Annotated in this window: 10 protein-coding genes and 1 pseudogene; 1 reads left to right on the top strand and 10 read right to left on the bottom strand. The window is 44.5% G+C overall.

What is annotated here, in order from left to right:
* Nucleotides 1-91: 91 nt before the first annotated feature.
* The 10 genes from BCT34_RS18885 to BCT34_RS18840 form a co-directional block, all read right to left on the bottom strand.
* Nucleotides 92-1150, bottom strand: coding sequence for a porin (locus BCT34_RS18885; RefSeq protein WP_076654768.1), 1059 nt, complete (start codon nucleotides 1148-1150; stop codon nucleotides 92-94).
* A 1-nt stretch (nucleotide 1151) separates the two neighbouring features.
* Complete coding sequence (locus BCT34_RS18880; protein WP_076654769.1) at nucleotides 1152-1628, bottom strand: hypothetical protein; 477 nt, start codon at nucleotides 1626-1628, stop codon at nucleotides 1152-1154.
* A gap of 9 nt (nucleotides 1629-1637) precedes the next feature.
* Complete coding sequence (locus BCT34_RS18875) at nucleotides 1638-4841, bottom strand: response regulator (RefSeq protein ID WP_076654770.1); 3204 nt, start codon at nucleotides 4839-4841, stop codon at nucleotides 1638-1640.
* Between the two features lie 212 nt (nucleotides 4842-5053).
* A complete protein-coding gene (locus BCT34_RS18870) occupies nucleotides 5054-5428 on the bottom strand; it encodes a hypothetical protein (RefSeq protein ID WP_076651829.1) in 375 nt (124 codons plus the stop codon).
* 109 nt (nucleotides 5429-5537) lie between these two features.
* Nucleotides 5538-7676 (bottom strand): ATP-binding cassette domain-containing protein, encoded by a 2139-nt coding sequence (locus BCT34_RS18865; protein ID WP_076651830.1) that lies wholly within the window; start codon nucleotides 7674-7676, stop codon nucleotides 5538-5540.
* Complete coding sequence (locus BCT34_RS18860) at nucleotides 7673-9259, bottom strand: ABC transporter transmembrane domain-containing protein (RefSeq protein WP_076651831.1); 1587 nt, start codon at nucleotides 9257-9259, stop codon at nucleotides 7673-7675. The genes BCT34_RS18865 and BCT34_RS18860 overlap by 4 nt, the downstream gene beginning before the upstream one ends.
* Entirely contained in the window at nucleotides 9249-10673 is a 1425-nt protein-coding gene (locus BCT34_RS18855) for a TolC family protein (protein WP_076651832.1), read from the bottom strand. Before BCT34_RS18855 ends, BCT34_RS18860 begins: the two co-directional genes overlap by 11 nt.
* Nucleotides 10648-12879, bottom strand: a complete 2232-nt coding sequence (locus BCT34_RS18850) for a response regulator (protein ID WP_076651833.1) — start codon at nucleotides 12877-12879, stop codon at nucleotides 10648-10650. The genes BCT34_RS18855 and BCT34_RS18850 overlap by 26 nt, the downstream gene beginning before the upstream one ends.
* Nucleotides 12880-12882: 3 nt before the next feature.
* Entirely contained in the window at nucleotides 12883-14232 is a 1350-nt protein-coding gene (locus BCT34_RS18845; protein ID WP_076651834.1) for an HlyD family type I secretion periplasmic adaptor subunit, read from the bottom strand.
* Between the two features lie 12 nt (nucleotides 14233-14244).
* Entirely contained in the window at nucleotides 14245-14595 is a 351-nt protein-coding gene (locus BCT34_RS18840) for a hypothetical protein (RefSeq protein ID WP_076651835.1), read from the bottom strand.
* Between the two features lie 189 nt (nucleotides 14596-14784).
* Here BCT34_RS18840 and BCT34_RS18835 point away from each other — a divergent pair.
* Nucleotides 14785-26415 (top strand): annotated as a pseudogene (locus BCT34_RS18835) (tandem-95 repeat protein); the annotation flags it as partial.
* Nucleotides 26416-26592 lie beyond the last annotated feature (177 nt).

Below are 26592 nucleotides of genomic sequence, written 5' to 3'. Positions count from 1 at the left end.
ACTAGAGTAGACAAATCAAAGATATAAAAAAGCCCAGACTGTGTGATTAGTTTGGGCTTGTGATTCCAATGATGACGTTTTCCACGCTTGGTTAGAAAACGAAACTCAGCATGATGGTGTAGAGAACTGCGTCGGTATCATCTGTCGGTTGGTTAATGAAGGCACCGTTTGCGTTTGCTTTGCGCGCTTCAAAGTACTGCACCTCGCCATTGATAGAGACGTTTGGTAAGACATCGTAATCAACACCAATTAGGTAGCTGTTTCCTGTTAGATGCTCGTGGGCGTCAAATTGTGCGCCATAAACTACATAAGGAGTAAGTGCCCCTAAATTGTAGCCAAGACTTCCGTACATAGATGAAGACACGTCACTGATTTGTCCTTCACTCGCCAAAACAAATTGGCCCAGTTCGTATTCTGCTCCTAATGACCAAAGTTGGATGTGTTGGTTGTCTTCAGTCGGTTGCTCACCAACGTTTCTAATCTTAACAGTCTGGTCAAAGTTGGAATCGAGGAATGACAAATTCCAACGATAGCTTTCACCACTCAACTGTAAGTTAGCCCCGAACATACGATTCGTTTCGAATTCCAATTCTGTAGTCGAATTGAAGTCGACATCATTTTTATCTTTTATGCCGACAAATGGAGTAAGTAGAAGGGTCGCTTCGTCACTGACATCATGAGTCCAACTTACTTTAATACCATTGAATGCAGTAATGCCTAGTACGGCGTTATAAACTTCTGTCGGTGGCCTTGCAGTCATGTAGGCTTGGCCGACATAGTAGTACTCAGAGGCAAGGAATAGCGGTAGTCTTAGACGGCCAATACTTACATCGAAGTCATTAAATTCGTATCCGAGGTAAGCCCATTCAAGTTGAGGGTCGCTCCAATTATATTGGGGAGCCTTGACAACTTGCACTGAAGCCTTGAATGAGTTGTAGAAGTAATCGAGTTGAACACCAAACGTGGTGTCACAGTCGTAGCAATTCTCGTCTGTAAAACCCCGAGTGATCATTAAGGGAGTTTCATTGTCTGACTTAGCCCAAGACGTTGAACCAAAGCCACTCAGAGACAAATTATCGGTAAGTTCAATAATCGCAAAAGCCGGAGAGGCAATTGAAGCACATAGCACTGACGTAATTATTCTTTTCATATTATTTCTCCGAACTTATAACGTAGAGAACGTTAGCATTTTGAGGAACCGAAGAGAGCGGTGAGTAACCAATACGATTTGGTTTGTCATCCAGCCAGTCCACTAAGCTGTCGGTTGATGCCGCTTTGATTTCTCTTGGGTAACGCGCTTTTCCTGAAAAAGATAAGCCAGCCCAGTGAGCGTTCATTTGAGCGGCGTTTTTTCCGAGTAAAAGTTGATAAAAATCCTCTCTTTCAGTGCTGTTTTCAGGCCAATCTGATAGCTCTACACGTTTGCCATTAAGGCGCTTTGTTTTTCCTCTGTATAGCTTTCTCGCTTTGTTTATTGATATCTCCTCAAACCCTGAGTCTAAAGAGAATATGGCGTAATCTTCTGCTGCGTGTGCAGGGCAGATCAGAAGCAAGCTTCCAATCAAACCTGTCACGGCAGGTAACATAACTCTGCGTGGGAGTGTTTTAATTGATTTTATCCAATCCATTGGTGTCTCCTAACAAGTCGCACTTTCTATTTGATGGAACAGCTTTTCTTTTCTTACGGGCTTCGCTACGTATCCATCCATGCCTGAATCAAAGCACTTTTGAATATCATCATCGATAACACTGGCAGTTAACGCGATAATAGGAGTTTTGCTTAAGCCGAGGTTTTTCTCATGCTTTCTGATCTCTCTCGTTGCGGTGAAGCCGTCCATAACAGGCATCATGCAATCCATCAGAATGATGTCGAAGCTACTGTCGTTTCGGTACATGTCTACAGCGATTTGCCCGTTGTCTGCAATTTCAAAGGCATAACCCGCTTTTTTCAGCATCACAGAAGCCACTTTCTGGTTCACTCGATTGTCTTCGACTAGTAGAATTCTCTCCGATTTACTTGGAATTGCAGTTTGTTCTGTTTCTTCTGGCAAAGTACGTTTTGCACCTGCTGCGTTGAGAATCGGAGTGACCGTTGCGGGTTGTTGCTTCGGTTGAGCTTTATTGGAAGCAGGCAGTGGCATCGCTTCAACTGCTGTGAGGACTTTCTCTTTAAGCATCTCGAACTTGAATGGTTTTGGTACATAATCATCCATACCTACGTCGAAACACTTCTGAATATCGTCATCAATCACACTGGCGGTCAATGCAATGATAGGGATACGTCGCGTCGCACCCGTTTCTTTTTCTATTCGTCGGATGTTGCTTGTTGCGTTGAAACCATCCATAACAGGCATCATGCAATCCATGAGTATCGCAGCGTAATGAGGGTTAGCGGTGAACATGTCTATGGCTTCTTGACCGTTATTCGCGAACTCAAATTCGAAACCACTCTTTCCTACATGAAGACCAGCAATCTTCTGGTTGATCTTGTTGTCTTCGACGATGAGTATTTTGTGTTGGATCTCTAACTGTTGTTGGCTCGCTTCTGATAACTCCGCCAAACCTCGTGTATCACAAAGCTCAATAGCTTTAATTAAACGTAAGCCGAGTAGGGGCTGAGCGACCTGTGCAGTAACGTTGTCTCCAAGATCTGCAGGGTCACTTAAGAAAGAGCGTATCAAACAGATAGTGATGCCGTTTTGGTGCAGTTTAGCTAAGTTATCTGCGTGGTCATTAGCTAGGAATGCGTCATCTTCAGCGAAAACGATGGTGATTGGTTTCGTGTGTTTTTGAGTGGTGAGTTGTTCTGTAATAACTGTTGTGTCATTGGTTTTGCGAGTAACTTGCAAGCCATACAGGTTAAGGTCGGATTCAATTCGTTCAGAGAGCATGTTTTCGTTACCGAGAACATAAATATCGGCCGTTGCTGTACTTGGTTTTGGCAGTATCAAATCAACAGGCAATTCTAAATCGAAGTAGAAACAACTACCTTCACCTTTTACAGAGTCGAGTTGAATCTGTCCGCCCATAAGTTCAACCAATTGCGTACTGATGGCTAGGCCAAGACCTGTACCACCAAATTGACGTGTGGTTGAATCATCTTCTTGAGCAAAAGGTTCAAATATCTGTTTTTGTTGCTGCGAATCGATACCAATCCCAGTGTCTCGTACAGAAAATCGGATGGTTGCATTATTTTCTGATCTGTTGAGCGTTTGGATTGATAATGTCACGCCACCCTTGGCCGTGAACTTCACTGCGTTCGACATGAAGTTCATCAAAATCTGTCTTAATCGGTGGTCATCGATCATCACACGTGCCGGAGTGTCAGGGCTAATATCGACGTTGAGTGATATTTTCTGCTCTTTGGCTTTAGGCGCAACAATTGAAGCAATGTCGTAAATGGATTCTCGAATCGATGCTGAATGTGGACAGATCAACAACATGCCAGATTCAATTTTAGAGAAGTCCAAAATGTCGTTAATAAGGCTCAGGAGCAGCTGAGATGAGGTCTCAATGGTATCAACATAATCGCGTTGTGTTGGTGTAAGAGGCGTATCTGCGAGGATTTCCGAAATACCAATAACCCCGTTGAGTGGGGTGCGAATCTCGTGAGACATGTTTGCCAGGAAGCTACTTTTTGCTTTGCTGGCTTGTATCGCGTGGTCTTTCGCTTGCTCTGCGTCTTCTTTGGCTTTCTCCGCGTCCTCTTTGGCGACTGTCAGTCTTTCTTTAGCGAGTTCACGTTCGATGGTTAAGCGTTCAACTTGCTGAGCAAACAGACTGAGTTCATCTTTACCTTGGATTAATTTCTCTAAAGAAGGGCGCGTTTCATCATTTTCGCTTTTTAAGAAAGCTAACACCAGATTCAGATTGTTGGTGACTTGTCTTGCCAAACTTAGAGTTAACCCCATAACCGTCATCGCGAGAAGGGCAACGATTGTAATAAATAGGGTTCGCTGTATTTGTGCGTCATCGATGGCTTGCTCAACTTCTTGTTGGAACTCTTGCTTGATTACACTACCAAGACTTTGTAACAGGTTGAGTCGAGCGCTCATTGCCTCTAAGCCGACAGACACTTCTTGTGGGGTCAGTTGGCTAATTGCATTTAGATCGAGTAGGGCGCTTCTGATCTCTTGGCTTTGTGCAAACACATCATTTCGAAATACTTCAACCATTAACGACACTTGATGCTCATTGGCATTCAATGAAACAAATCGTTCTAAGAACAATTGCTGTCTTTCACTTAATGTTTCGATCTGCTCAGCGAGTTCTGGGTCGTACTCTTGGCTGCTTTGGAATATCTCAATCAGTGAACTACCAAGCTTAAACTCTTCGTTCGACCAAAACATCAACCATTCAAGTTGTTGTAGGGCTGTAAGGTGTTGTTGAATTTCGCGTTTGGTGTTTTCGAAAGGAACTTTTTCTACCTCAAGTAACAGTTGCTTGTATAAATCGCTCTGCCACTCAAGGGCATCTAATTTATCGTAGCTGTCTGTGGCTTGTATTGTCGATAAGGTCGCTTCGCTGAAATCGGCAACAAGTTGATTCATTTCGTCAGAGGAATCTAAAAAAACGAGGGGAGACAAGTTTTTAAGTTCTGCCTTTACTTGATTGCTTTGAGTGGCAAACTCCTCGGGGTTAGAAGCCAAAGTGCTTCTATATAAGACCGAAATATCTTGAAGATACACAGACAACTGATTGGTTCGTTCAAAATCGGTTAACTGAGTCGTTAATATGTAAGCCTGTCTACCGGCTAGAAAGAGTAATAATGAAATGGGAAGTAGAACTAAGCCAAAGAGTTTATGTTTGACTGAAAGGTTATTCCAGACCGTAATCGCCATATAAGGATCCATCCAACTGTTTTTATATAAAAACAGTAGAATAAAAATGCCGATATGGAAACTTTGAAACGGTAAATTTAATAGAAGTGTGGGAGGGGTATAAGTTCTTGTGATTCCAGAGCTTATTTTGAAATACGATATTTTTTAGTAAATTATAGCGTCTGACAGTTTGTTTAATTTCATACTTATTGATGAATTACTTAAAAGGTTTACTAATGAGGGCGATTGTTATCGAGGTTTAACTCGAACAGAAGCCGTTCTAAAATCTTTTTTGCTGAGGGTTCTAACGTCCAAACACCGAGTACTCTGTTAAGTGCAGCGCGATACACTCTGTTTTTGAGTAGGAATGCGAGCGTGCTCGTATCATTGTTCAAAACGTGTGTTTGTATGATGGTGAACTCTGGTTTGTTTGCGATCTCAATCTTCTGTAGGTTGAAAGCGGGCAGGAATGAACTCTCGTACCAAATCTCAATGATTTCTCGGAGTTCGATTTCTTCTTCAGGCACATCACAGCCCTGAAATATATGATTCTCAGGAATTGCGGATAAGTAAGCCACATCAAGCTTGTCTGCAACGAATGTGTACATTTGCTTCCTTGTTACGTGTAATGCTAAAGCGAATCATCCCTCTCGCTTATGATTTTGTCAATTACATCCATATGTCAAACGAGTAATCTGTGAATAAGCATCGTTGTATTTAACTTAAACTGTTTAAGTATTTGTCTGTTAAGCCAAAATATTTCAAATTTCCATCCGGCTCTAATACCAAACTCATGTTTGATGTCGCGATCAAACCGGGGTCATTGGTTGAAAAAATGACAGTTTTATTCAGCAACTTATCGCTGAACAAACGGTTAAAATATTGTGCATTTTCGTTTTCAGTACCATTGAACGGTTCGTCAATGATTATCAGAGATTGCTCACAGTTACCCAGGCCAAGCACGAGACGTAATTTTTGTTGAATGCCATTGGGAAGGCTTTTGCATTTGTCGACACTTAATTGAGTCGCTAAGCCTTCTGGTAGCCATTCATCTAACTCGAAGAAGCTGACCATCTCTTGCATCTTCTCGGTAGGTATCAAACCGTTGTGCAGAATGAAGTTGGTCTCTAATGAGCCTTCAAAAATATGCAGATTAAAAGGGATGTAGTTAATCGACGTGCGATAACGGTAGCTATTGAACTGTTTGATGTTGTAGCCATCGACAGATACAGCGCCTTGATAGCGGTCTTCTAGCCCAGCAATGATCGATATGAGCGTGGTTTTGCCGCAACCCGTAGGACCACAAATGACGACTTTGGCACTGGGTGGCACTTTGAAACCGAGGTTGGTTAAGCCAGTTGCCGCTCCCGCATATCGGTGGCTGACACCGCTGCCCACAATGCTGCCTTGGAATAGGCGAATAGGCGGGCTTTTCTCTAAGGTCAATTTGTCATCGTTCATCGACATCAAGTTGTTTATCTGTGCTGATGACGCTTTGATCGATTGGAATTTAGAAATTGAGTTGTAGATACCCATGATTGGACCTAACGCTTTCCAAACCAAAATAACGGTCGCGAGCATAGCACCAGCATCAGAAGTGCCTTCCATTACGCCAATTACGGCGGTCACGATACTTGCTGTACCAATCACTTGAATCAAACTGCCGCCAGCTGCCTGGATCTTACTGTTAGTCACGGCAACGTTTTCTGCGTCACTGGTGCTTTGCAAATGTGAGGCACTAAAGCGAGATTGAACCACGCGCAGTAAAGGCAGACCTTGGATCGTCTTGATACCACGAAGAATCTCATTCCATTGATACGAGACCATCGCATTGGCGCGCGAGCTTTTAGAGGTGGCTTGAGAGTATATATAACGTGAGTAAATACAGAACACGAGCATCAGTATCAATCCACCCATCACTACTAGTGCTGCAGTACCAGACATCAAAGCGATGGCGATGATAAATACGATAACAAATGGCATATCAAAATAGCTGAGGGTTGATTCTGCGGTCACTAAACGTCGGAACGTATCGATATCTTTCAAACGTGCTAACTGTGAAGAGACTCCGGCTGTTGATGTCATCGCGTAAGGTAGCCACAGCAGCTTAGAGATAACGGCTTGTGAGATGTGCACGGCGAGATCTTTACCGGAAGTGGCAATGATGTTGACCCGCATTTTCTTAAAGAAGTATTCAGAGAAGCCGACAATGATGGCAAATAATGTTAACCAATACAGTGTCGCCTCAGAGCTCGAAGTGAGCGCGAAGTTATAAACACTCATAATAAAGAAGGGCTGTAACGCACCGAGAATACTGATCACGAAGCTGAGAATGATCAGACTTTTTAGTTCATTGTTGTAACGATAAAAAGCGTATTTAATCCAGTTGCTCCTGTCTTGCGATTCTGGTGGTGGTTCGCGGAATAAGCGAGAGTATTCGCTAATAGAAATCAGTAAGCACGGCTTCTTGCACATTGGATATTCAATGGTGTTGTTGTTTGTGTAATCAAATAGGAGCAACTTTCCATCTTTAGTGCCTAAGAAGATCGCACTTAGATTTTCTATTTCAATAAAGCATGGGTGAGGGTGCTTATCGATATTTTCGAGTGTTTTTAGCTTTGTCACATCACAACGGTATCCAAGGCGCTCTATCGTCGCAGTAAAACTGTCGCCATCTTTCGGCTTTGGAATAAACGCGTCGCTAAGGATAGAAGGTGTGCCTTCCCATTCTAATGCTATCAAGGTGTAAGCTAAGCCGCGAATCAGTGGTGACTGACTATAGCGTTCATCATAACCACTGGCTTCAAAGTCCAAAACTCGCTGTGGAACATTATTGAAGTCTACTAGGATACTCATTGGTCACCTCCGGTAAGTTTTACGCGTTTGAGGCGGTGGTTTAGTTTATCCATTTTATTGCTGGCGATGATTAGGATCTTGTCATTGGCACGATAAGCTGTACTGGTCAGTACCACTCGTGCAAATTCCTCATCGAACACACAATCGATGTCATCAAATATCAATACACGTTTACTGGCAAGCAGTGCGCGAACCAATAACAGAGCGTAACCAACTTGGCGCGAGAATGGGTTACGCATATGACCTTTGAGTTCCGTGTAAAAACCCGCAGGAAGCCCATCGATTTGTGCCTTGATATTCATGGTTTCACACAGTGCAAATGCCGTGTTGTTCAAGCTTGGTCGGAAGCAAGTGAGGTTATCTATTATGGTTCCTTCCACGAACGAACTGGTCTTATCAACCATGAGTACGCTGTTACGCCAAACGTTGTAGTTAACCTCATCGAGAGGCGTGTCGTTAATCATGATATCCAGTTTGCTATCATTGTTCTGACGCGTAATACAGTTAGCGAGGTGGGTCTTACCCGAACCACTTTTCCCCGTCAGTAAATAGGCTTGGCCGAGTTCGAATTCAATACGTTGTTTTTCAGAATACTTAACCGAAATACGTTCGACTTCTGTTGTTTCATGTTGGTGCTCAACAGAGGCTGCCAACTCAAGGAGATCAGCGATACGTTGGATATGGAGCTTGTTCAATTCCCAGCGGCTCGCGGTACGCATCACTTGTTGGTAGGGAGCAAAGTAACGGTTGGTTAGCATAATGATCGCGGCCATGATGCCTTGGCTCGATTCCATGTTGATTACGGCCGTAGCCAAGACCACCACAACACATGCAATGGAGAGCTGTTGGATAAGCGCTAGTATCAAGCCAAAGTTCGATTCGATCTGTTCATATTTGATGTTCTCAACTTCGCGCTCTTCGACCATTTGAGTCATTAGGCTTTCAACTCGGTATTCCATGTTTCGAGCTTTGATATCCAGTGGACTCGAGATTATCTCGATGATTTTTGAGGTGGTTAAGCCCTCTATATCAGACTTGTTTTGTAGGCTGCCAATCTTTTGTTTAGAAAGACTCCACGCGAAAATCGCTAAAACGGCAGAGGCAATTAGAAGTGTCACCCCAGCCCATATGTTTATGAGGCCGATGATAAGTATGGTGATAACACTAACAGCAAGGTTGATCAGTGCTCGAACCGATTCTCCACCGAAGAAGGTTTTAAGTTCAGGGATAGTTGAGATCCGTTCTAGGTATTCCCCCGGTTCTAAACGTCGGAATTTAGATATCTCCGCCAAACAAATGGATTGGAACACTTTGTTGGTTAGGTTGGTCTCAAACTGCCTCATAATGACGGATGATATTTTCTCTTCCTGACTTTTTAGGTGATAGTCGAGGAAGATAGAAATCAAAATAATAGCGAACAATAAGAACAAAGTATCTTGTGCTTGGTTGGGTAACACTCGGTCAAATATGATCAGAATAGAGAAGGGCAGCACCAAGCCAAACAAGGTAGAAATTATCGTAGAGAAAGTCAGATAACACTTATCTGCCATATTGATTTTTTGCGAAAACTGCTCAGTTTGCATTGCGACCTCCTGCCTTCAACGACGAAGTTGATAGAAGGTGTTTTGGCACCAAATCTTGATTGTCTCGTCCCTCAATATCGCTCATTAGTTGCATCACACTTTCGATAGATTGAATCGATAGTACGCCTTTGATTTGCTCAAGCTTGATGGTCTCAATGATGTAGTCGTATCGCGCACTTTCGTAGTCTCGTAAGGCACTAAATAACTTACTTTCAGCGGCAAGTAGGTCGGTAATGGTACGAGTACCTAACTGATATGCCCTTTGTATCCCTTTATAAGACGCGTAGTTGGCGCGAATGATGTTCTCGTAACTGCTGATAGACTGTGAGAAATCATTAATGTTGAGTACTGAGGTATTAACGCTGTTGCGTGTGGTGTAAAGCGAGTCTTGGTAAAGCAGCTCGGTACGTTCTATGGCAGTTGATGATTTTTGATAACCGTAGTAATCCGTACCACCAGACAAGATAGGTACGGCAAGGTTTAAGCCAACACTGGTTGAGTTACTTTCACCCGTTGCAGTGATGTCGGTTTTGTCGTAGTTATTAGCGTCATCATGTCGATAGCTGGCTGAAAGCGATACGGTTGGTAAGAAGTTTGAACCGCTCTCTTTCAAGCTTCTACGGCTTCTCTCGACGTTTTTCTTTGCTACCAACAAATCGTTATTGAGCTTTAACGCTTGATCCATAATCGAGCGTTGTTCGGTTTCGTTTATTTCTTTTAGAGGCACGCTTTCATAGATGTCTTGCGATGGGGTTATAGGGTATTGAATTTGTATAGAGAGTCCGTTAAGAATGACACGTCGATCTTTCTGCAAGGTTCTTAAACGGTTCGACACACCTTCTTTTTGGGCGATAACTTCGTACAGTTCACTGGCCGCAGTATTACCTAGCTCGACATTACGTCGCATTTGATGTTCACGTGTTTCAGATGATTTCAGTTCAACCTTAGTCGCTTTGATTTGAGCGTTGTTTTTCAAATACTCAAAGTATTGAGACCCGATTTCCGAAATAGTGCTTTGGATTTTGTTCTCGTGCTTAATCTCTTCAATATTGAAGTCGAGTTTGGCAGTCCCATATTTGAAAATGTCGCCAAGGTTGAATATGGACTGGGAAAGCGAAAGGCTGTAGCTGTTTGAGTTATAGCTGGAAGTTTCATCGGGCACACTCGATAGCAAGGTTTCATTCTCATTCCATGTGGTATCGGCAGCACCATTGAGGGATGGCAGAAATTTAGAGCGGCTGATACCAATATTGTACTCGTTTTCTTCCACACCTTTATCACTGGCGCGGAGAGACAGGCTGTTTTGCAGGCCAAGCTCTACCGCCTCTAGCAGGGTCGTTGCCGATGCTGAAGGTGTCGTGCTGAATGCGAGTGCAGCTATTATGCTGCTAGTTAAGTTTCTGTACCGCAACATACTTGTTGATCACCTTGATGATTTGGTCGCTTTTATAAGGTTTACTGATCACGTAATCCATTCCGGCCTCAATACAAGCCTGGTGTTCGTTACTACTGGTCAATGCGGTTGCACCAATGATGGTACAAGGGTTTTTCTCGTTTTCTTGTTCGAACTGACGAATGCGTTTTGTAGCTTCGATGCCACCCATTCCTGGCATGATGCAGTCCATGAAGATGATGTCGGAACGTTTATTCATGAAGTGCTTCACGGCATCGGCACCATCGCCAACGGTATCTGGTTCATACTCTTGTTTAGTAAGAATTCGTTTGAGCAAGATCTGCTGAACACGGTCATCTTCCACGATAAGGAATGAGCTGTTTTCCATCTGCTCTTCCGAGGCTTCTGCTTCCATAATGGTAAGTAGATTTGGAATGAACTCGTAAGGGATAGCAGGGGAGTTGATGATCTTGTCGACGAAGCTATGACACTCTTGTGCTTGTTGAGTGTTGGTCACCGACAACAGCAACTTGGTGTTTGGGTGGTTCTTAAGTTGGGATTTCACTGTTTTGCTCAGTGAGGGTAACTTATTGGGCTCAAAGGTATCCGTCAGCATAATCGCATCGTAATCTCCGAACGTTTTCGCGGTAGAGAAAAGCTCGTTTGCAGTGCGAACCTCGGTGATGTCCAGTCCTAAGTTACTGAGCATTTTCTTCATCACATCAATACGGATTTGAGTATTGGCACATAACAGTAAACGCTTACCATCGAAGCGAGTTTTCTCTGTGTGGAAATTCTTAGCCTTGAGATCAAGTTCAATTTGAAAACGTTCTTGGGTGCCTGATTGGAACCAATGACTCTCGTAATACCCGTAATCTTTCAGAACGCTTTTAGCTAAATCATCTGTGTTGGCCGTATGGTCTTTGTGGACGCTCCAATGGAGTTTATTCAACTTGGCAACAGACACGTCGAGCGTTGATAAGAAGTTTAGGTTAATGGTTACACGGGTATTTTCCATATCTGACGCTGCACCCGATTCAATCGTCACAAACAGTTTTTTATTCGATTTGAGTTGAATAGCGTTAGAAAGCTGAAGGAATAGTATCCAGAATAAGCTGGTGGATTGGCCTGCAACACGATTCGGCAAATTGTCAGAGATAAAGCAGTCAAGTTCACCTTCATTTCGTTGAACTTTGGCACTGATATGAATCATCAATTCCGACAGTACGTTGAGTAGCGAAAACTCTTTCGATTTACTTTCCGTACCCTGTGAAATCAATCGATTATAGTTTTCTGCTAGCTCAGATAAGGTGCTGCATGCAGAGGTTATATCCTTCGCCATCAATACGCCGTTCTCATCGGTTTCTTGAACGAGGTATTGGACACCACCGTTGATGGTATTTGTGATTCCACGAATCTCATAGCCGATCAACGCATACAGCTGTTTGTAGAGGTCGTTATTGCGCTTTTGGTCTTCCAATTTACTGAAGATTAGTTTGAGATAAGAGTAGATTTGACGTTGCTTCGGATTGATACTGACTTCGTTGAGAAGCTCTTCAAGTCTTTGTAAATCTAGCTGCTTAAGTTCTTGATACAAGGCATCGAATTCATAATCGATTTCTCGTTCGTTAGAGCTGGATTTCTTTAACTTGAACATGGCAACTACGTTGGACAGGACTGCGATCACAGCCAGTACTACCACCACCATAAACAACCACACAAAGAACTCGTTCTTCTCAGACATCAAGTCGCTCGCATGGTTGTTAAACATGGTGCGATAGTTGTCATCCATTTGCAGGTAGTTGCTAGTCAGTGAGAGGTATAAATCGAGTACATCGTTACGTGTTTTAGCGCTATCAGAAAAACGGTTAATCGCTAATTCAAGTTGAGTATATTCAGTCGCGCCAACTAAGCTGAATTCGGTTTTGTTTAACGAAGCCAGAGAACGAAACTCATCTATCTCACTTTTCAAAGTCGAAGGATCAAACTCATTAGTACTGCAATTATGCTCTTTTAAGCAGTGCTGCAAAGTTTGTATGTCAAGTTCTATCGTTTGATTAAGTTTCTGGGCTTGTATGAGCAAGGGGGCGCTTTGCACTTGCGCAACCGAATCTACTTTCGCCCAAGAAAAGTATAAATAGAAAGCGAACGCTGCCAATATCACACTAAAGAATATGCTTAAGCGCAATGCTGGTAAGGAAATATTGTAGGAAGGTTTTCCGCTCATTAACTACCTCTCATCGAATGCATCTTCGATGGCTGACATCACAGGCTTCGCTGCGTATTCGATCACGCGACGCGAACCTGTTTTCACATCGGCGGTAAATTCCATATAAGGCGATAATTTGTATTGAGTGCCTCCTCGTTCAAGAAAGTTTCGGTCAATTTCAATCTCTGCCAAATAGAATTCGGCATCTTCTTCTTCGTATGATGAGCGGCTAATTGAGGCGATAGTTCCCTCAACGAACCCGTATTTTGCGAAGTTATAGGTATCCATTTTTACTTTTACCGCTTGGCCTATCTCAACGAAACCCATGTCTTTACGTGGGATCTTCGCTTCACCGTGCAGGGAGTTATTGATCGGTGCAATATCAGCGATACTTTCACCTGGTGGGATTACAGCGGAACGGAAGTTGAAGTGTACTTTGTCGACCACACCATCCACTGGAGAGTAGACGATCAGACGATCAACTTTGTCGGAATGCTGCGGTTGTAAGATACGCTTCAACTTAAGGTCTTTATTCGCTTGAATAATTTGTGCTTGGTATTCTGAGTTTCGGTTCTCAACCAAGTCACGATGTTGTTTTTCTAGTTTGTCGAGTTGAAAACGCTCATTCATCACAGACTCGTCAAGGTTCTCAATTTCTCGCACCATATTAGACTCTTGTACTTTCATGTTGAGGACGTCGACATAAGACGCCATTTCTTCCTTATAGAGGGTGTTTTTGATGTTGAGTTGCTTACGTATCAGAGAGAGCTGATTCTCTGAACTTTTGCGACGCTTCAACATCGAACTGATTAAAGAATTCTTGTGCTTAATATCGTGTGTAATGAGTTCTTCGTTAGAGCGGTTTTTAGAGAACTCTTGCCTCCACGTGTTCATGTTGACCTGAACTTGCTCTGGATATTTCTCAATGAAAGCATCAAAGTTAGGCTCTACCATGTCACGTAAGCTTTCATAACGAATCTTATCGAGTTCTATCTGAATGATTTCAGTATTTACGGTATCAAGTTGGGTGTTACGGTCTAGTGAGCGAATTCGAGCGATAGGTTGGCCTTCGTAGACGACTTCACCTTTTCTGACGAGCAACTCTTCTAATATCCCGCCTTCTAGATGTTGAACCTTCTCGACATCGGACTCCAATAGCAGTTCACCACGTACAGACACAACAATGTCGATACGTGCTTGCGATGCCACGGCTATAGCGACCAAAGCGAGTAAAAATATAATGAGTAACGTTTTATGAACGCTGGTCATGGCACTAGCAAGCACAATAGTGTCATCTGCAGTGACCTTAGAAGCCTCGTTATTTGAAACAAGCGCTTTTCTGAGGTGATGTTCTATTTGGTTATTGCTCATGACTGACCTCGGTTACTTGCCATCTATTACTTCCTTAATATCCAACAAGTGGTTGATTTGTCGATTGACGTTGTGCAATTCAGTTTTTATACCCTCTATAAGCTCTTCCGGCGCAGGGAACTCGTGTCTGCTCAAATGTTCCAATTTAGCCATTTTGGGCGGAAGGTCTTGATCGCAAAGCAGCGTTAAGATGGTCTTCAATTTTTTTGAGTAACTGTTCAGTTCATCAAAACGATTATCTTTATGAAGTTTTTCTATATTTAGGGCCGCGTCAGAAAAGTCATTGTAAAAATCGCCCAATAGCAATTGCAGCCCTTTGTGGTTGTTGTCAACCGAGCGCAACAAATTCGTCATGTCTATCATCGCTCCACTGCCTTAATTGCTTTAATCACAATAACTAAGGATCTTTAAAGGTGGTTTTCAAATTTTTTTTGATTCTTTATACATAAAAAGAAAAATATGAAAAATGTTGTATAAAAATTTGGTTTTTCAAAATGGTGTCCTTTAATGCTTCTAAATACGATCAGTTAGCTAGTAGCAACGGAGGCTGTAATGGCAGGCGAAAATAACCAAAATAACCAAAACGAAGACCTAAATGACGCGGTAGAACAAACGGACACGAGCGACGCGGGTACGCCCTCCCAGCAGCAGAATCAACAAAATCAACAAAATACGATTGCGTCGACAATAGCAACGGGTGCTGAAAACACGGATGCGGCAGACGAAATAAACCAGGCTTTAGATGAAAACCCAAGTGGTGCGGGCAATACTGAAGATGCCTCAGCTTCTGGTGCGGCTGTGCAAGAAGAGACGCCAGAAAGCGATCAAGATTCAGATGCTGCACAATCCAATGTAGCTGGTGGGGCAGCTTCAGAAGCTGGCTCAGAGAATGCTGCTGGTAGTGGCGGCGGTTCGGGAGCGGGCGCTCAAGCTGTAGGTGGCGACAATGCAGAGGCCGCCTCAGGAGGAGCAGACGCTGAAGGTAACGAAGAACAAGGCCAAGCTGCACGCACTTCTGCAGCACCTAGTGCGACATCTTCTGAGTCGGATGACCAACAAGTCAGTGATGACCTCGATTCACAGACCGTAGAAGAGACATTTGCAGTTGATGTTCAAGCTTCTGACGAAGAGACCATCAGCGAAGTAGAAGATGACTTTGATTCTGAAACGGTAAGTGAAACGTTCAAAATCAAAGTAGAGAGCGAAAACGATGCTCCAGAAGCAGAACAAGATCTTGCCTACATCATGGATGAAGATGGTTCCATAACATTCACTCAAGAACAATTACTCGAATACGCAAGTGATGTAGATGGAGATGAGCTTGTTGCTTCTAACGTTCAAGTTGGGGCTGATGCAACAGTTCAAGACAATGGAGACGGTACCTTCACCGTTGTTCCTTCTGCGGATTTCAATGGTGAACTGGATCTTACTTTCGACATCAGTGACGGCCAAGAAACGATCAGTAGCGCAATTGATTTAACGGTACGTCCGATTAATGATGCACCGGTTCCTGAAGATAAAACGTTTGAAATTGAAGAAGATGGCACTCTTGTGTTCACCGACGCCGATCTTCTTGCTGGAGCAACAGATATCGAAGGCGACAACCTTACTGTTGAGGGTGTGACCTACGATGGTGGCGACGGTATCCTGACCGACAACGGCAATGGTACTTACACCTTTGCGCCAAATGAAAACTTCAATGGCGACGTAAACTTCGGCTTTGATGTATCAGATGGTACAGATACTGTATCTGCGAACATTGATGTCAGCGTCACTGCTGTGGATGATGCGCCGGTATCAGGTGACCTAGCTTACTCAGTAGATGAAGACGGTTCCATCCGTTTGAGTCAAGAGCAACTTCTATCGCAAGCTTCTGACGTGGAAGGTGATGACCTAACGGCTAGCGGTCTAACGGTTGACGGTGATGCAACAGTTGTTGCTAACGATGATGGTAGTTTCACCATTACGCCAGATGAGAACTTCAATGGTGACATCGATATCAGCTTTGATATCTCTGATGGTACCAATACGGTTCAAGCTTCTGCCGACCTAACAGTTAATCCAGTAAATGATCTACCAGTTCCTCAAGATCAGCAGTTCAGTATTGCAGAAGATGGTACTTTACAGTTCACAGACGCGGATCTGCTTACAGGCGCAACAGACGTTGAAGGCGATAACTTAACTGTTGAAGGTATCACCTATGAAGGCACTGATGGTGTACTGACGGATAATGGTGATGGCTCATACAGCTTTGCGCCAAATGAAAACTTCAATGGCGATGTGAGCTTCAGCTTCGATGTGTCGGACGGCACCGATACGGTGTCTGCAAACATTGATGTTAGTGTGACTCCTGAAAACGACCCACCAGTTGCGGGTTCTACGTCTTACACCGTAAATGAAGACAATTCGATTACCATTTCTGATGCACAACTGTTGGCAACATCTTCAGATGTTGAAGGTGATGTATCTATCGACAGTGTGACGTATTCCGGTAGTGACGGTGTATTGGAAATCAATGGCGATGGTACATACACCTTCTCGCCAAATGAAAACTTTAGCGGTGAAATTGCACTGGATGTGGTTGTTGCTGATGAAGATGGTGCTACCGATGCGACGACCGCTGGTATCAATGTTCTTGAAGTAAACGATCCACCAGTTGCAGGCCCAACGTCTTACACCATTGATGAAGATTCAGTACTGACCTTCAACGAATCACAAGTGCTACTAAATGCCTCTGATGTTGAAGGGGATGTTGAGCTTGTTGGTATTAGCTACGATGGTCCTGACGGCATCTTCTCAGTAAATGGTGACGGTACTTGTAGCTTCGCTCCGAACGAGAACTTTAATGGCCAAGTACAGCTTGATGTCACCATTCGTGATGAAGATGGTGCAGAAGTTGAAACCGTCATCAATGTTGACGTATTGCCAATCAATGATGCGCCAGTATCGGGTGATTTGGCGTACAACGTTAACGAAGATGGTTCAATCACATTGAGCCAAGATCAGCTGTTGTCTCAAGCGTCTGATGTTGAGGGCGAAGACCTAACCGCGAGCGACTTAACGGTAGATGGTAACGCAACAGTTACTGCCAATGATGATGGTAGCTTCACCATCACGCCAGATGCGAACTTCAATGGTGACATTGATATTCAATTCAACATTACTGATGGTACTGACACGGTTCAAGCAACAGCCGATCTTACGGTTAACCCTGTGAATGATTTGCCGGTTCCTCAAGACCAGCAATTCAGTATTGAAGAAGACGGTACGCTGCAATTTACAGATGCCGACCTACTTACCAGCGCCACCGATATTGATGGCGATGACTTAACCGTTGAAGGTATTAGCTACACAGGTGGCGATGGCGTACTGACCGACCATGGTGACGGTACTTATACCTTTGCACCAAATGAAAACTTCAATGGCGATGTGAACTTCAGTTTTGATGTGTCTGATGGCACAGAAACGGTCAGCGCTAACATTGATGTGAGTGTGACTCCTGAGAATGACCCGCCAGTTGCGGGCTCAACCTCGTACATGGTCAACGAAGACAATGCCATCACAATTTCTGATGAGCAATTGTTAGCAAACTCTTCTGACGTTGAAGGTGCTGTGTCGATTGACAGCGTCACTTACAGCGGCACAGATGGTGTATTCCAAGATAATGGTGACGGCAGTTATACCTTCCTACCTAATGAGAACTTCAGTGGTGATATCAGCCTTGACGTTATTGTTGCCGATGAAGATGGGTCGATTGATGAAACCACCGCGGGCATTACTGTTCTTGAAGTGAATGATCCACCTGTTGCGGGTCCAACGTCATACACCATTGATGAAGATTCGGTTCTGACGTTCAGTGAGTCTCAGATTCTTGTGAATGCTTCGGATGTAGAAGGTGATGTAGAGCTAGTTGGAATTAACTACGATGGCTCAGACGGTATCTTCACTGTAAATGGTGATGGTACATGCAGCTTTGCGCCTAATGAGAATTTCAATGGTCAGGTTCAACTGGGTGTGACCATTCAAGATGAAGATGGCGCAACGGTTGAAACACACATTAACGTTGATGTATTGCCAATCAATGATGCGCCAGTATCGGGCGATTTGGCTTACACCATCAATGAAGATAGCTCTATAACGCTAAGCCAAGAGCAATTGTTAGCACGAGCAGGTGATATCGATAGCGACAACTTAGAGGCTATCAATCTATCTACCGATGAAAATGCGACCATCCAACAAAATGAGGATGGTAGCTACACCATTACACTTGATGCTGATTACAACGGCGACCTAGACCTTAGCTTCGATATCATCGATAACGATGGTGGTTCGGTGCAAGTTGGTCTAGACATTACCGTGAATCCGGTTAATGACCTACCACAAGCGCAAGATCAACAGTTCACGATTGAAGAAGACGGTACATTATTGTTCACGGATGCTGACCTGCTTGCAGGCGCGTCGGATATTGATGGTGATGACCTATCGATTGAAAATGTACTTTATACAGGTGCAGACGGTGTTCTGAGTGACAACGGTGATGGCACTTATAGCTTTGCACCAAACGAGAACTTCAATGGTGAGGTTCAATTTTCATTCGATGTCTCTGATGGCACAGGTTCAACACCAGCTGTTATTGATGTAAGCGTTACTCCTGAGAATGATCCGCCAGTTGCGGGCTCAACCTCTTATACAGTTCAAGAAGATGGCCAAATCACCATCAGTGCTGAACAGCTACTGGCAAACTCTTCCGATGTCGAAGGCGATGTATCACTGTCTGAAGTGTCGTACTCGGGTGATGACGGTTCTTTTGTTGATAACGGCAACGGCACATTTACCTTTACGCCAAATGAAAACTTCGATGGTGATATTTCACTAGACGTTGTTGTCGTTGACGAAGACGGTGCTACAGCCACAACCACTGCGGGTATCGATGTTATTGCTGTGAATGACGGTCCAGAAACTTCGGGCATTCAAGCTGAAGTCGATGAAGACAATTCAATCACCATTACTCAGGAACAGTTGCTAGCGAACGCAACGGACGTTGAAGGTGATGAGCTAACCGCATCCAACCTACAAACCAACGATCCAGATGCGACCATTGTTGCTAATGACGATGGTTCATTCACCATCACTCACACAGAAAACTTCAATGGCGAGTTGGACTTCACATACAGCATCAGTGATGGTGAGAATGAAGTTCTGACCACGCTGGATCTCACCGTGAATCCAGTCAATGACGCCCCAGAAGCGGGTGAAGAGATCTTCATCCAAGCACAAGAAGACCAAACGGTAGGTGTAACGCTTCGTGAAGAACCAGCTCTACGTTTAGATCAAGCACCAGAAAACGGCATCATCGAAGCTAATGTGAATGATGAGTGGGTGGTATTGGAAGTAGGGCAAGAAGTTCCTGCTGACACAGAAGTACGCTTTGTTCCTAGTGAAGATGCTTTAGCAAATGGTACGCATACGACACAAATTGGTACCTTCGATGACAACGCGAGCGTAGATGACTGGGGCACAGAAGTTGACCCATACACTCGCGAGTTTTCAGATGGCGACCTAACAGTTACGGTACAAAGTAACGATGATCCTCTTGGTGCGTGGAATGGTAATACGCACATTGGTCACGGCATTGGTGATACCGACCGTCAAGGCCTAAGTGGTGATGAGAAACTGACTGTTTCGGTTGAAGGTCAAGACATCAATGAAATCAGCTTCCACCTAGATGGTTTGGGCGGTTGGTTCATGGAAGAGTCGCGTCACTTTACTGAAGTTGAAATTCGCGCCTTCAATGAAGACGGCGACATGATTGACTCGATGACTTACCACAAAGAAGACCGTGGTACGTTCGAGACAGACTACACGCTGACTGTTGACCAACCTGTGTCTTACTTTGAATTGGGCACAGTGCAAGGTAATGGTACTTACGTCGTTCAAAACATGACAGTGTCACAAACTTGTCATGATGAAGCCGTATTCACATCGATTGGGGTAGACGGTTCAGAAATTACTGAAACGGTTGAGTTGAACATCCATGCGGGTGACAACGAAATCGAGTTAACGGCTGACCTTCCAAATATCACTATCGACACAGAGGGTTCTGCACAGTTTGCTTCTGTTGTGATAACTGAGGAACAGTTGTTAGCTCAAGCATCAGACATCGATAGTGATGATCTTGATATTCAGAACTTAGAACTGGTGGGTGAAAACTCAGAGCATGCAACACTGACTGACAATGGTGACGGTACTTGGACGGTAACACCGGATGAGAACTTCTACGGTGAAATCGAGCTTGGTTATCAAGTTACCGATGGTGAGCTAACCGACAGCAACATCATCAATATCAACTTCGAATCGGTGAACGACGCACCAATCGTTTCTGGCCCGATTGTTCTATCGACAGACGAAGATGAAGGTATCACGTTCAGTGCGGATGACTTGCTAGCGAACACCACAGATGTGGAAGGCGATACGCTTTCTATTTCTGACATCACGTACGGTGGTGACAATGGTGAGCTAGTTGATAATGGCGATGGTACGTTTACCTTCATGCCAAATGAAAACTTCAATGGTGAAATCGACATCGATTATAAGGTGTTTGATGGTACTGATGAAGTTGCAACGCACCTAGACCTAACGGTCGTGCCTGTCAATGATGTGCCGGTTCCGGGCGAACCATTGCATACCCAAATGCTTGAAAATGGCTCTATGATCATTGAAGCGAAAGACTTATTGTCTGGCGCGACCGATGTTGATGGCGACATTCTTCATGTTGAAAACCTATTACTCGCAGATCAAACACAAGGTACGTTAACGGATAATGGTGATAATACCTTTACCTTCGAACCTGCAGAAGACTTCTACGGTGAAGTGAATCTGACTTTCGATATCAGTGACGGCCAAGCAAGCGCACCAAGTACAGCAAGAGTTGACGTTGAAATTGTCAATGAAGGCCCTGAGGTTAGTGGTCCAATTGAAGCTGCTGTTGACGAAGATGGCTCAATCACTATTACTCAAGAGGACCTGTTAGCGAATGCAACCGATGTTGATGGTGATAACCTTGAAGCGGTTAACTTTGCGACCAACGATCCAAATGCGGTTGTTGTAGAAAACTCAGACGGTAGCTTCACGATTACACCAAGTGCCGATTTCTTTGGTGAAATTGAATTTACTTACGATGTCACTGACGCGATCGAAACTGTTGCAGCTGACCTCAACCTAACTGTAAACCCAATCAATGATGCCCCAGACGTTCCTGACATGTCTTTCACTACCGAAGATGGTCAAGCGATCACTATCACCGAAGCTGAGCTATTAGCACAAGCAACAGATATCGAAGGTGATGAGCTGTCAGTTGTGAATGTAACGAGCGCAAGCGACACGGTAGAAGTCACAGACAATGGCGATGGAACATACACATTAACACCAGAGCAGGGCTTCTTCGGTAATGTTGACTTAGCGTTTGATGTGAGCGATGGCACTGATGTCGTTGCCGCAAACATCGACCTAAAAGTTGAGTTCGTCAACGATGCGCCAGAAGCAACCCCAATGGTTGCAGATGTCGACGAAGATGGTTCAATTCTCGTTACACAAGAAATGCTGTTGGAGAACGCGAGCGACCAAGATGGCGATGAGCTGTTTGCAAGCGCGCTTGAAACCAACGATCCAAATGCGAGCATCGTAGACAATGGCGATGGCACTTACACGGTGACACCTTCGGAGAACTTCAACGGTGATATCGCATTCACTTATGAGGTGAGCGATGGTGAGTTAAGTACGTCTAATGACATGACATTGACCGTGAATCCGGTGAATGACATTCCAATTGTCGCTCCAGGCATGTACCACATCGAAGAGGATGGCAGCATCCTGTTCACTCAAGAAGATTTATTGAGTGGTGCGATTGATATTGATGGTGACGACCTAAGCGTTACCAGCATTAATTACTCTGGTGATGAAGGCACAGTAACTGATAACGGCGACGGCACGTTCAGCTTTGTTCCTGAAGAGCACTTTAGTGGTGACCTACAGTTCAGCTTTACTGTGACTGATGGCACAACTGAAGTAGAGCAAGACCTCAATGTCCACATCGAAGCGGTTGCGGATGCGCCGGATCTTGTGATTACCGATGGCGATGGCGTTAACGTTGATGACCAAGCGATTTTGGTTGAGCCAGGCGGCATTGTTGAGCTTAATATTGCGGCTGCACTTGTCGACCAAGACTTGTCTGAAACTCTTACTGTAACTGTAGATGGTGTGCCTGAAGGTTCGGTTATTCAATACGATAACGAAGGCGTTCTGAATGACCAAGAAAACGGTATCACCAGTTACAACGATACTGAAATCACTGTCACGTTTGAAGGTGAAACTGCGGGTTACCAAAACGCAGCGGGTTACTACAAAGTCGACGAAGACGGCAACATCACGGGTGTTGAAGTTGTTTACGAGAATGCATCACAAGTTGGCGGTGGTGGTGACCTTGTTCCAGGACAAGATCAATTTAGCTTCCAAGTTTCAGAAGGGGAAAGCTTCAACCTGTTCTTGATTCCAAACGGACATCAGCACAACGACTTCGATGCAATGCAAGATGGTCAGTATGAGTTCCGAGCAGCAGATGGTTCGCCAGCAAACATGGATACAGTTGATCCTCAACTTGTCTTTGTTGCTGCTGATGGCACTGAAACTGTGGTTCAAGGCCAGAATGGTGACGCGATCTTCCATGGTGGTTCAAGCTCTCAGCTAAACCAAGATGGTATCGAGCATACTCGCACAACGATCAATGAAGACGGCGAACTGGTTTACGGCTTTGAAGATTTGTATGGCGGTGGGGACGCTGACTATGCAGATTTCAACTTCACAATCGATGTGGGCGAAGTGAACAGCCAAATCTACAGCGGTGAAGTAACAGTAGGCCCTGATGGTACGGTGAACTTACCGACAACCGCTATCGAAAATGCACTACAAATCCAGTTACCAGAAGACTTCAACGAACAGCTTGAAGTTCATGTAACTGCAACCGCAACAGAGTTATCGAATGATGATTCTGAAACGGTATCTCAAACTATCTACATAAACGCGACAGGTTCGCACATTGAGCATGCACCTGAAGCACTACCTGTTGCCGCAAAAGTAGAAGAAGATGGTTCAATCGTCATTACGCAAGAGGACTTGTTAGCGAATGCTCGTGATCTAGATGGCGATCAGTTAACAGCGCTTAACTTAGCAACCGATGATGACAGCGTTACGATTACCGATAACGGTGATGGCACATACACGTTAACACCAGATGCTGATTTCAATGGCGATGTTAGCTTTACGTTCGATGTATCTGATGGCGATGATGTTGTTTCAACCAACCTAGAACTGACAGTTTCACCTGTAAATGATGGTCCTGAAGCACAAGATCAAGCCTTCACAGTCAACGAAGATGGTGTGTTGACTTTCAACGACCACGATCTGTTAACAGGTGCGACGGACATCGAAGGCGATGATCTAAGTGTTGAAGGTGTCACTTACACTGGCACAGACGGCGTTCTAACCGATAACGGCGATGGCACATACAGCTTCGCACCAAATGAAAACTTCAATGGTGATGTGAACTTCTCGTTCAACGTATCAGATGGTACAGACTCGGTAACCGCTAACATTGATGTAAGCGTGACACCTGAGAACGATCCACCAGTTGCGGGTAGCACGTCTTACACGGTTCATGAAGACAACTCTATCACTATCAGTAACGAACAATTGTTGGTGAACTCTTCGGATATCGAAGGGGAAGTCGCGATTGAGAGTGTAACTTACAGTGGCAGTGACGGTGTTCTGGAAATCAATGGTGACGGGACATACACCTTCTCTCCAAACGAGAACTTCAATGGCGAAGTTAGCCTTGATGTCGTTGTTGTGGATGAAGACGATGCTGCCGTATCAACAACAGCCGGCATCTCGGTTCTAGAAGTCAACGATCCGCCAGTTGCAGGTCCAACGTCATACACTATCGATGAAGACTCGGTGTTGACCTTCAATGAGTCCCAAGTTCTGTTGAACGCATCTGATATCGAAAGTGACGTGGAGCTTGTTGAGATTAGCTACGATGGTCCAGACGGTATCTTCTCTATCAATGGTGACGGCACATGTAGCTTCGCACCGAATGAAAACTTCAATGGCCAAGTGCAGTTGGATGTCACCATTCAAGATGAAGACGGCGCTCAAGTTGATACTCATATTACGGTTGATGTGTTACCAATCAATGATGTTCCAGTATCAGGTGATTTGGCATACAGCGTAGAGGAAGATAGTTCAATTACCTTGAGCCAAGAGCAGTTACTTGCTCAAGCAAGTGATGTAGAAGGAGATGACCTAACAGCATCTAACCTAACTGTTGATGGAGATGCGACGGTTGTTGCTAACGACGACGGTAGCTTTACCATTACGCCAGATGCAAACTTTAATGGTGATATTGATTTAACGTTCGACATCAACGACGGCACAGATACTCTGGTTGCGACTGCTGACCTAACCGTTAATCCAGTCAACGACCTTCCACAACCACAAGATCAAACGTTCAGCATTGGTGAAGACGGCGTCTTGAACTTCACAGATGAAGACTTGCTGACAGGTGCGACTGACATTGATGGGGATGACCTGTCGGTGGAAGGTGTGAACTACACAGGCACTGACGGTGTGCTTACCGATAATGGCGACGGAAGCTACACCTTCGCACCAAATGAGAACTTCAATGGCGATGTGAACTTCAGTTTTGATGTGTCAGATGGCACAGATACGGTTCAAGCAAACATTGATGTAAGTGTGACGCCAGAGAACGATCCACCGGTTGCTGGCAGCACGTCTTACACCGTCCATGAAGACAACTCAATTACGATCAGCAATGAGCAGCTGTTAGCAAACTCTTCAGATATTGAAGGAGAGGTTGCGATTGATAGCGTGACTTACAGTGGCGCTGACGGTGTCTTTGAAGACAACGGCGATGGCACTTACACCTTCTCGCCAAACGAGAACTTCAACGGTGAAGTCAGCCTTGATGTTGTGGTTACCGATGAAGACGGTACAACAGAGGCAACCACTGCTGGAATTACTGTACTTGAGGTGAACGATCCGCCAATCGCAGGTTCTACGAGCTACTCAGTGAACGAAGACGAAGTTATCACCATCAGTTCAGAACAACTGCTGGCGAACTCTTCAGACATTGAAGGCGAAGTGGCGATTGATAGCGTTAACTACACTGGCGCTGACGGTATCTTTACTGACAATGGTGATGGCACATTCAGCTTCGCTCCGAATGCTAACTTTGACGGTGATGTGAGCCTAGATGTGGTCGTTACTGATGAAGATGGTGCAACGACGGCAACGACTGCGAGCATTGATGTTCTGCCAATTAACGATCCACCAGTATCGGGTGACTTGGCATACAGCATTGATGAGGATGGTTCAATTACCTTGAGCCAAGAGCAACTTCTTTCTCAAGCGAGTGATGTTGATGGCGATGACCTAACAGCGTCTAACCTAACTGTTGATGGAGACGCGACGGTTGTTGCTAACGATGATGGTAGCTTTACCATTACGCCAGATGCGAACTTTAATGGTGATATTGATTTAACGTTCGACATCAACGACGGTACAGATACGCTTGTTGCGACGGCTGATCTAACGGTTAATCCAGTTAACGACCTTCCACAACCACAAGATCAAACCTTCAGCATTGGCGAAGACGGCGTCTTGAACTTCACAGATGAAGACTTGCTAACAGGTGCGACTGACATTGATGGGGATGACCTATCAGTTGAAGGTGTGAACTACACAGGTGCCGATGGCGTTCTTACTGATAATGGCGACGGAAGCTACAGCTTTGCACCAAATGAGAACTTCAATGGCGATGTGAACTTCAGCTTTGATGTGTCAGATGGCACAGATACGGTTCAAGCCAACATTGATGTAAGCGTGACACCAGAGAACGATCCACCGGTTGCTGGTAGCACGTCTTACACGGTTCACGAAGACAACTCAATCACCATCAGTAACGAGCAACTATTGGCGAACTCTTCAGATATTGAAGGGGAAGTGGAGATAGATAGCGTGACTTACAGTGGCGCTGACGGTGTCTTTGAAGACAACGGTGATGGCACTTACACCTTCTCGCCAAACGAGAACTTCAACGGTGAAGTCAACTGTAGTGGCATAGTGAATTTGGCCACCTGATTAAGAGGTGATGTATGATCATCTCAAGACTAAAACAGGTGACATTATGACTAAGCGTGATAGACGCACTTTTAACCCAGGGTATTGGAAAAACCACGCTAGAAAGCTGGGTAAGGCAACTCAAAGTTGAAAGGGCTGGCAAGGCAC

The sequence above is a fragment of the Vibrio sp. 10N.261.45.E2 genome, from assembly GCF_002875705.1.
In the GTDB taxonomy this organism is placed as follows: Bacteria; Pseudomonadota; Gammaproteobacteria; order Enterobacterales; family Vibrionaceae; genus Vibrio.
Note: the sequence above shows the minus strand (reverse complement) of the source record. Positions and strands in the feature narration are given on the sequence as shown.

Excerpts from the sequence above, each read along its gene's own strand:
- BCT34_RS18845 (WP_076651834.1), bottom strand. The coding sequence starts at position 14,232 with ATGAGCAATAACCAAATAGAACATCACCTCAGAAAAGCGCTTGTTTCA.
- BCT34_RS18860 (WP_076651831.1), bottom strand. The coding sequence starts at position 9,259 with ATGCAAACTGAGCAGTTTTCGCAAAAAATCAATATGGCAGATAAGTGT.
- BCT34_RS18865 (WP_076651830.1), bottom strand. The coding sequence starts at position 7,676 with ATGAGTATCCTAGTAGACTTCAATAATGTTCCACAGCGAGTTTTGGAC.
- BCT34_RS18875 (WP_076654770.1), bottom strand. The coding sequence starts at position 4,841 with ATGGCGATTACGGTCTGGAATAACCTTTCAGTCAAACATAAACTCTTT.
- BCT34_RS18880 (WP_076654769.1), bottom strand. The coding sequence starts at position 1,628 with ATGGATTGGATAAAATCAATTAAAACACTCCCACGCAGAGTTATGTTA.
- BCT34_RS18870 (WP_076651829.1), bottom strand. The coding sequence starts at position 5,428 with ATGTACACATTCGTTGCAGACAAGCTTGATGTGGCTTACTTATCCGCA.
- BCT34_RS18885 (WP_076654768.1), bottom strand. The coding sequence starts at position 1,150 with ATGAAAAGAATAATTACGTCAGTGCTATGTGCTTCAATTGCCTCTCCG.
- BCT34_RS18855 (WP_076651832.1), bottom strand. The coding sequence starts at position 10,673 with ATGTTGCGGTACAGAAACTTAACTAGCAGCATAATAGCTGCACTCGCA.
- BCT34_RS18850 (WP_076651833.1), bottom strand. The coding sequence starts at position 12,879 with ATGAGCGGAAAACCTTCCTACAATATTTCCTTACCAGCATTGCGCTTA.
- BCT34_RS18840 (WP_076651835.1), bottom strand. The coding sequence starts at position 14,595 with ATGATAGACATGACGAATTTGTTGCGCTCGGTTGACAACAACCACAAA.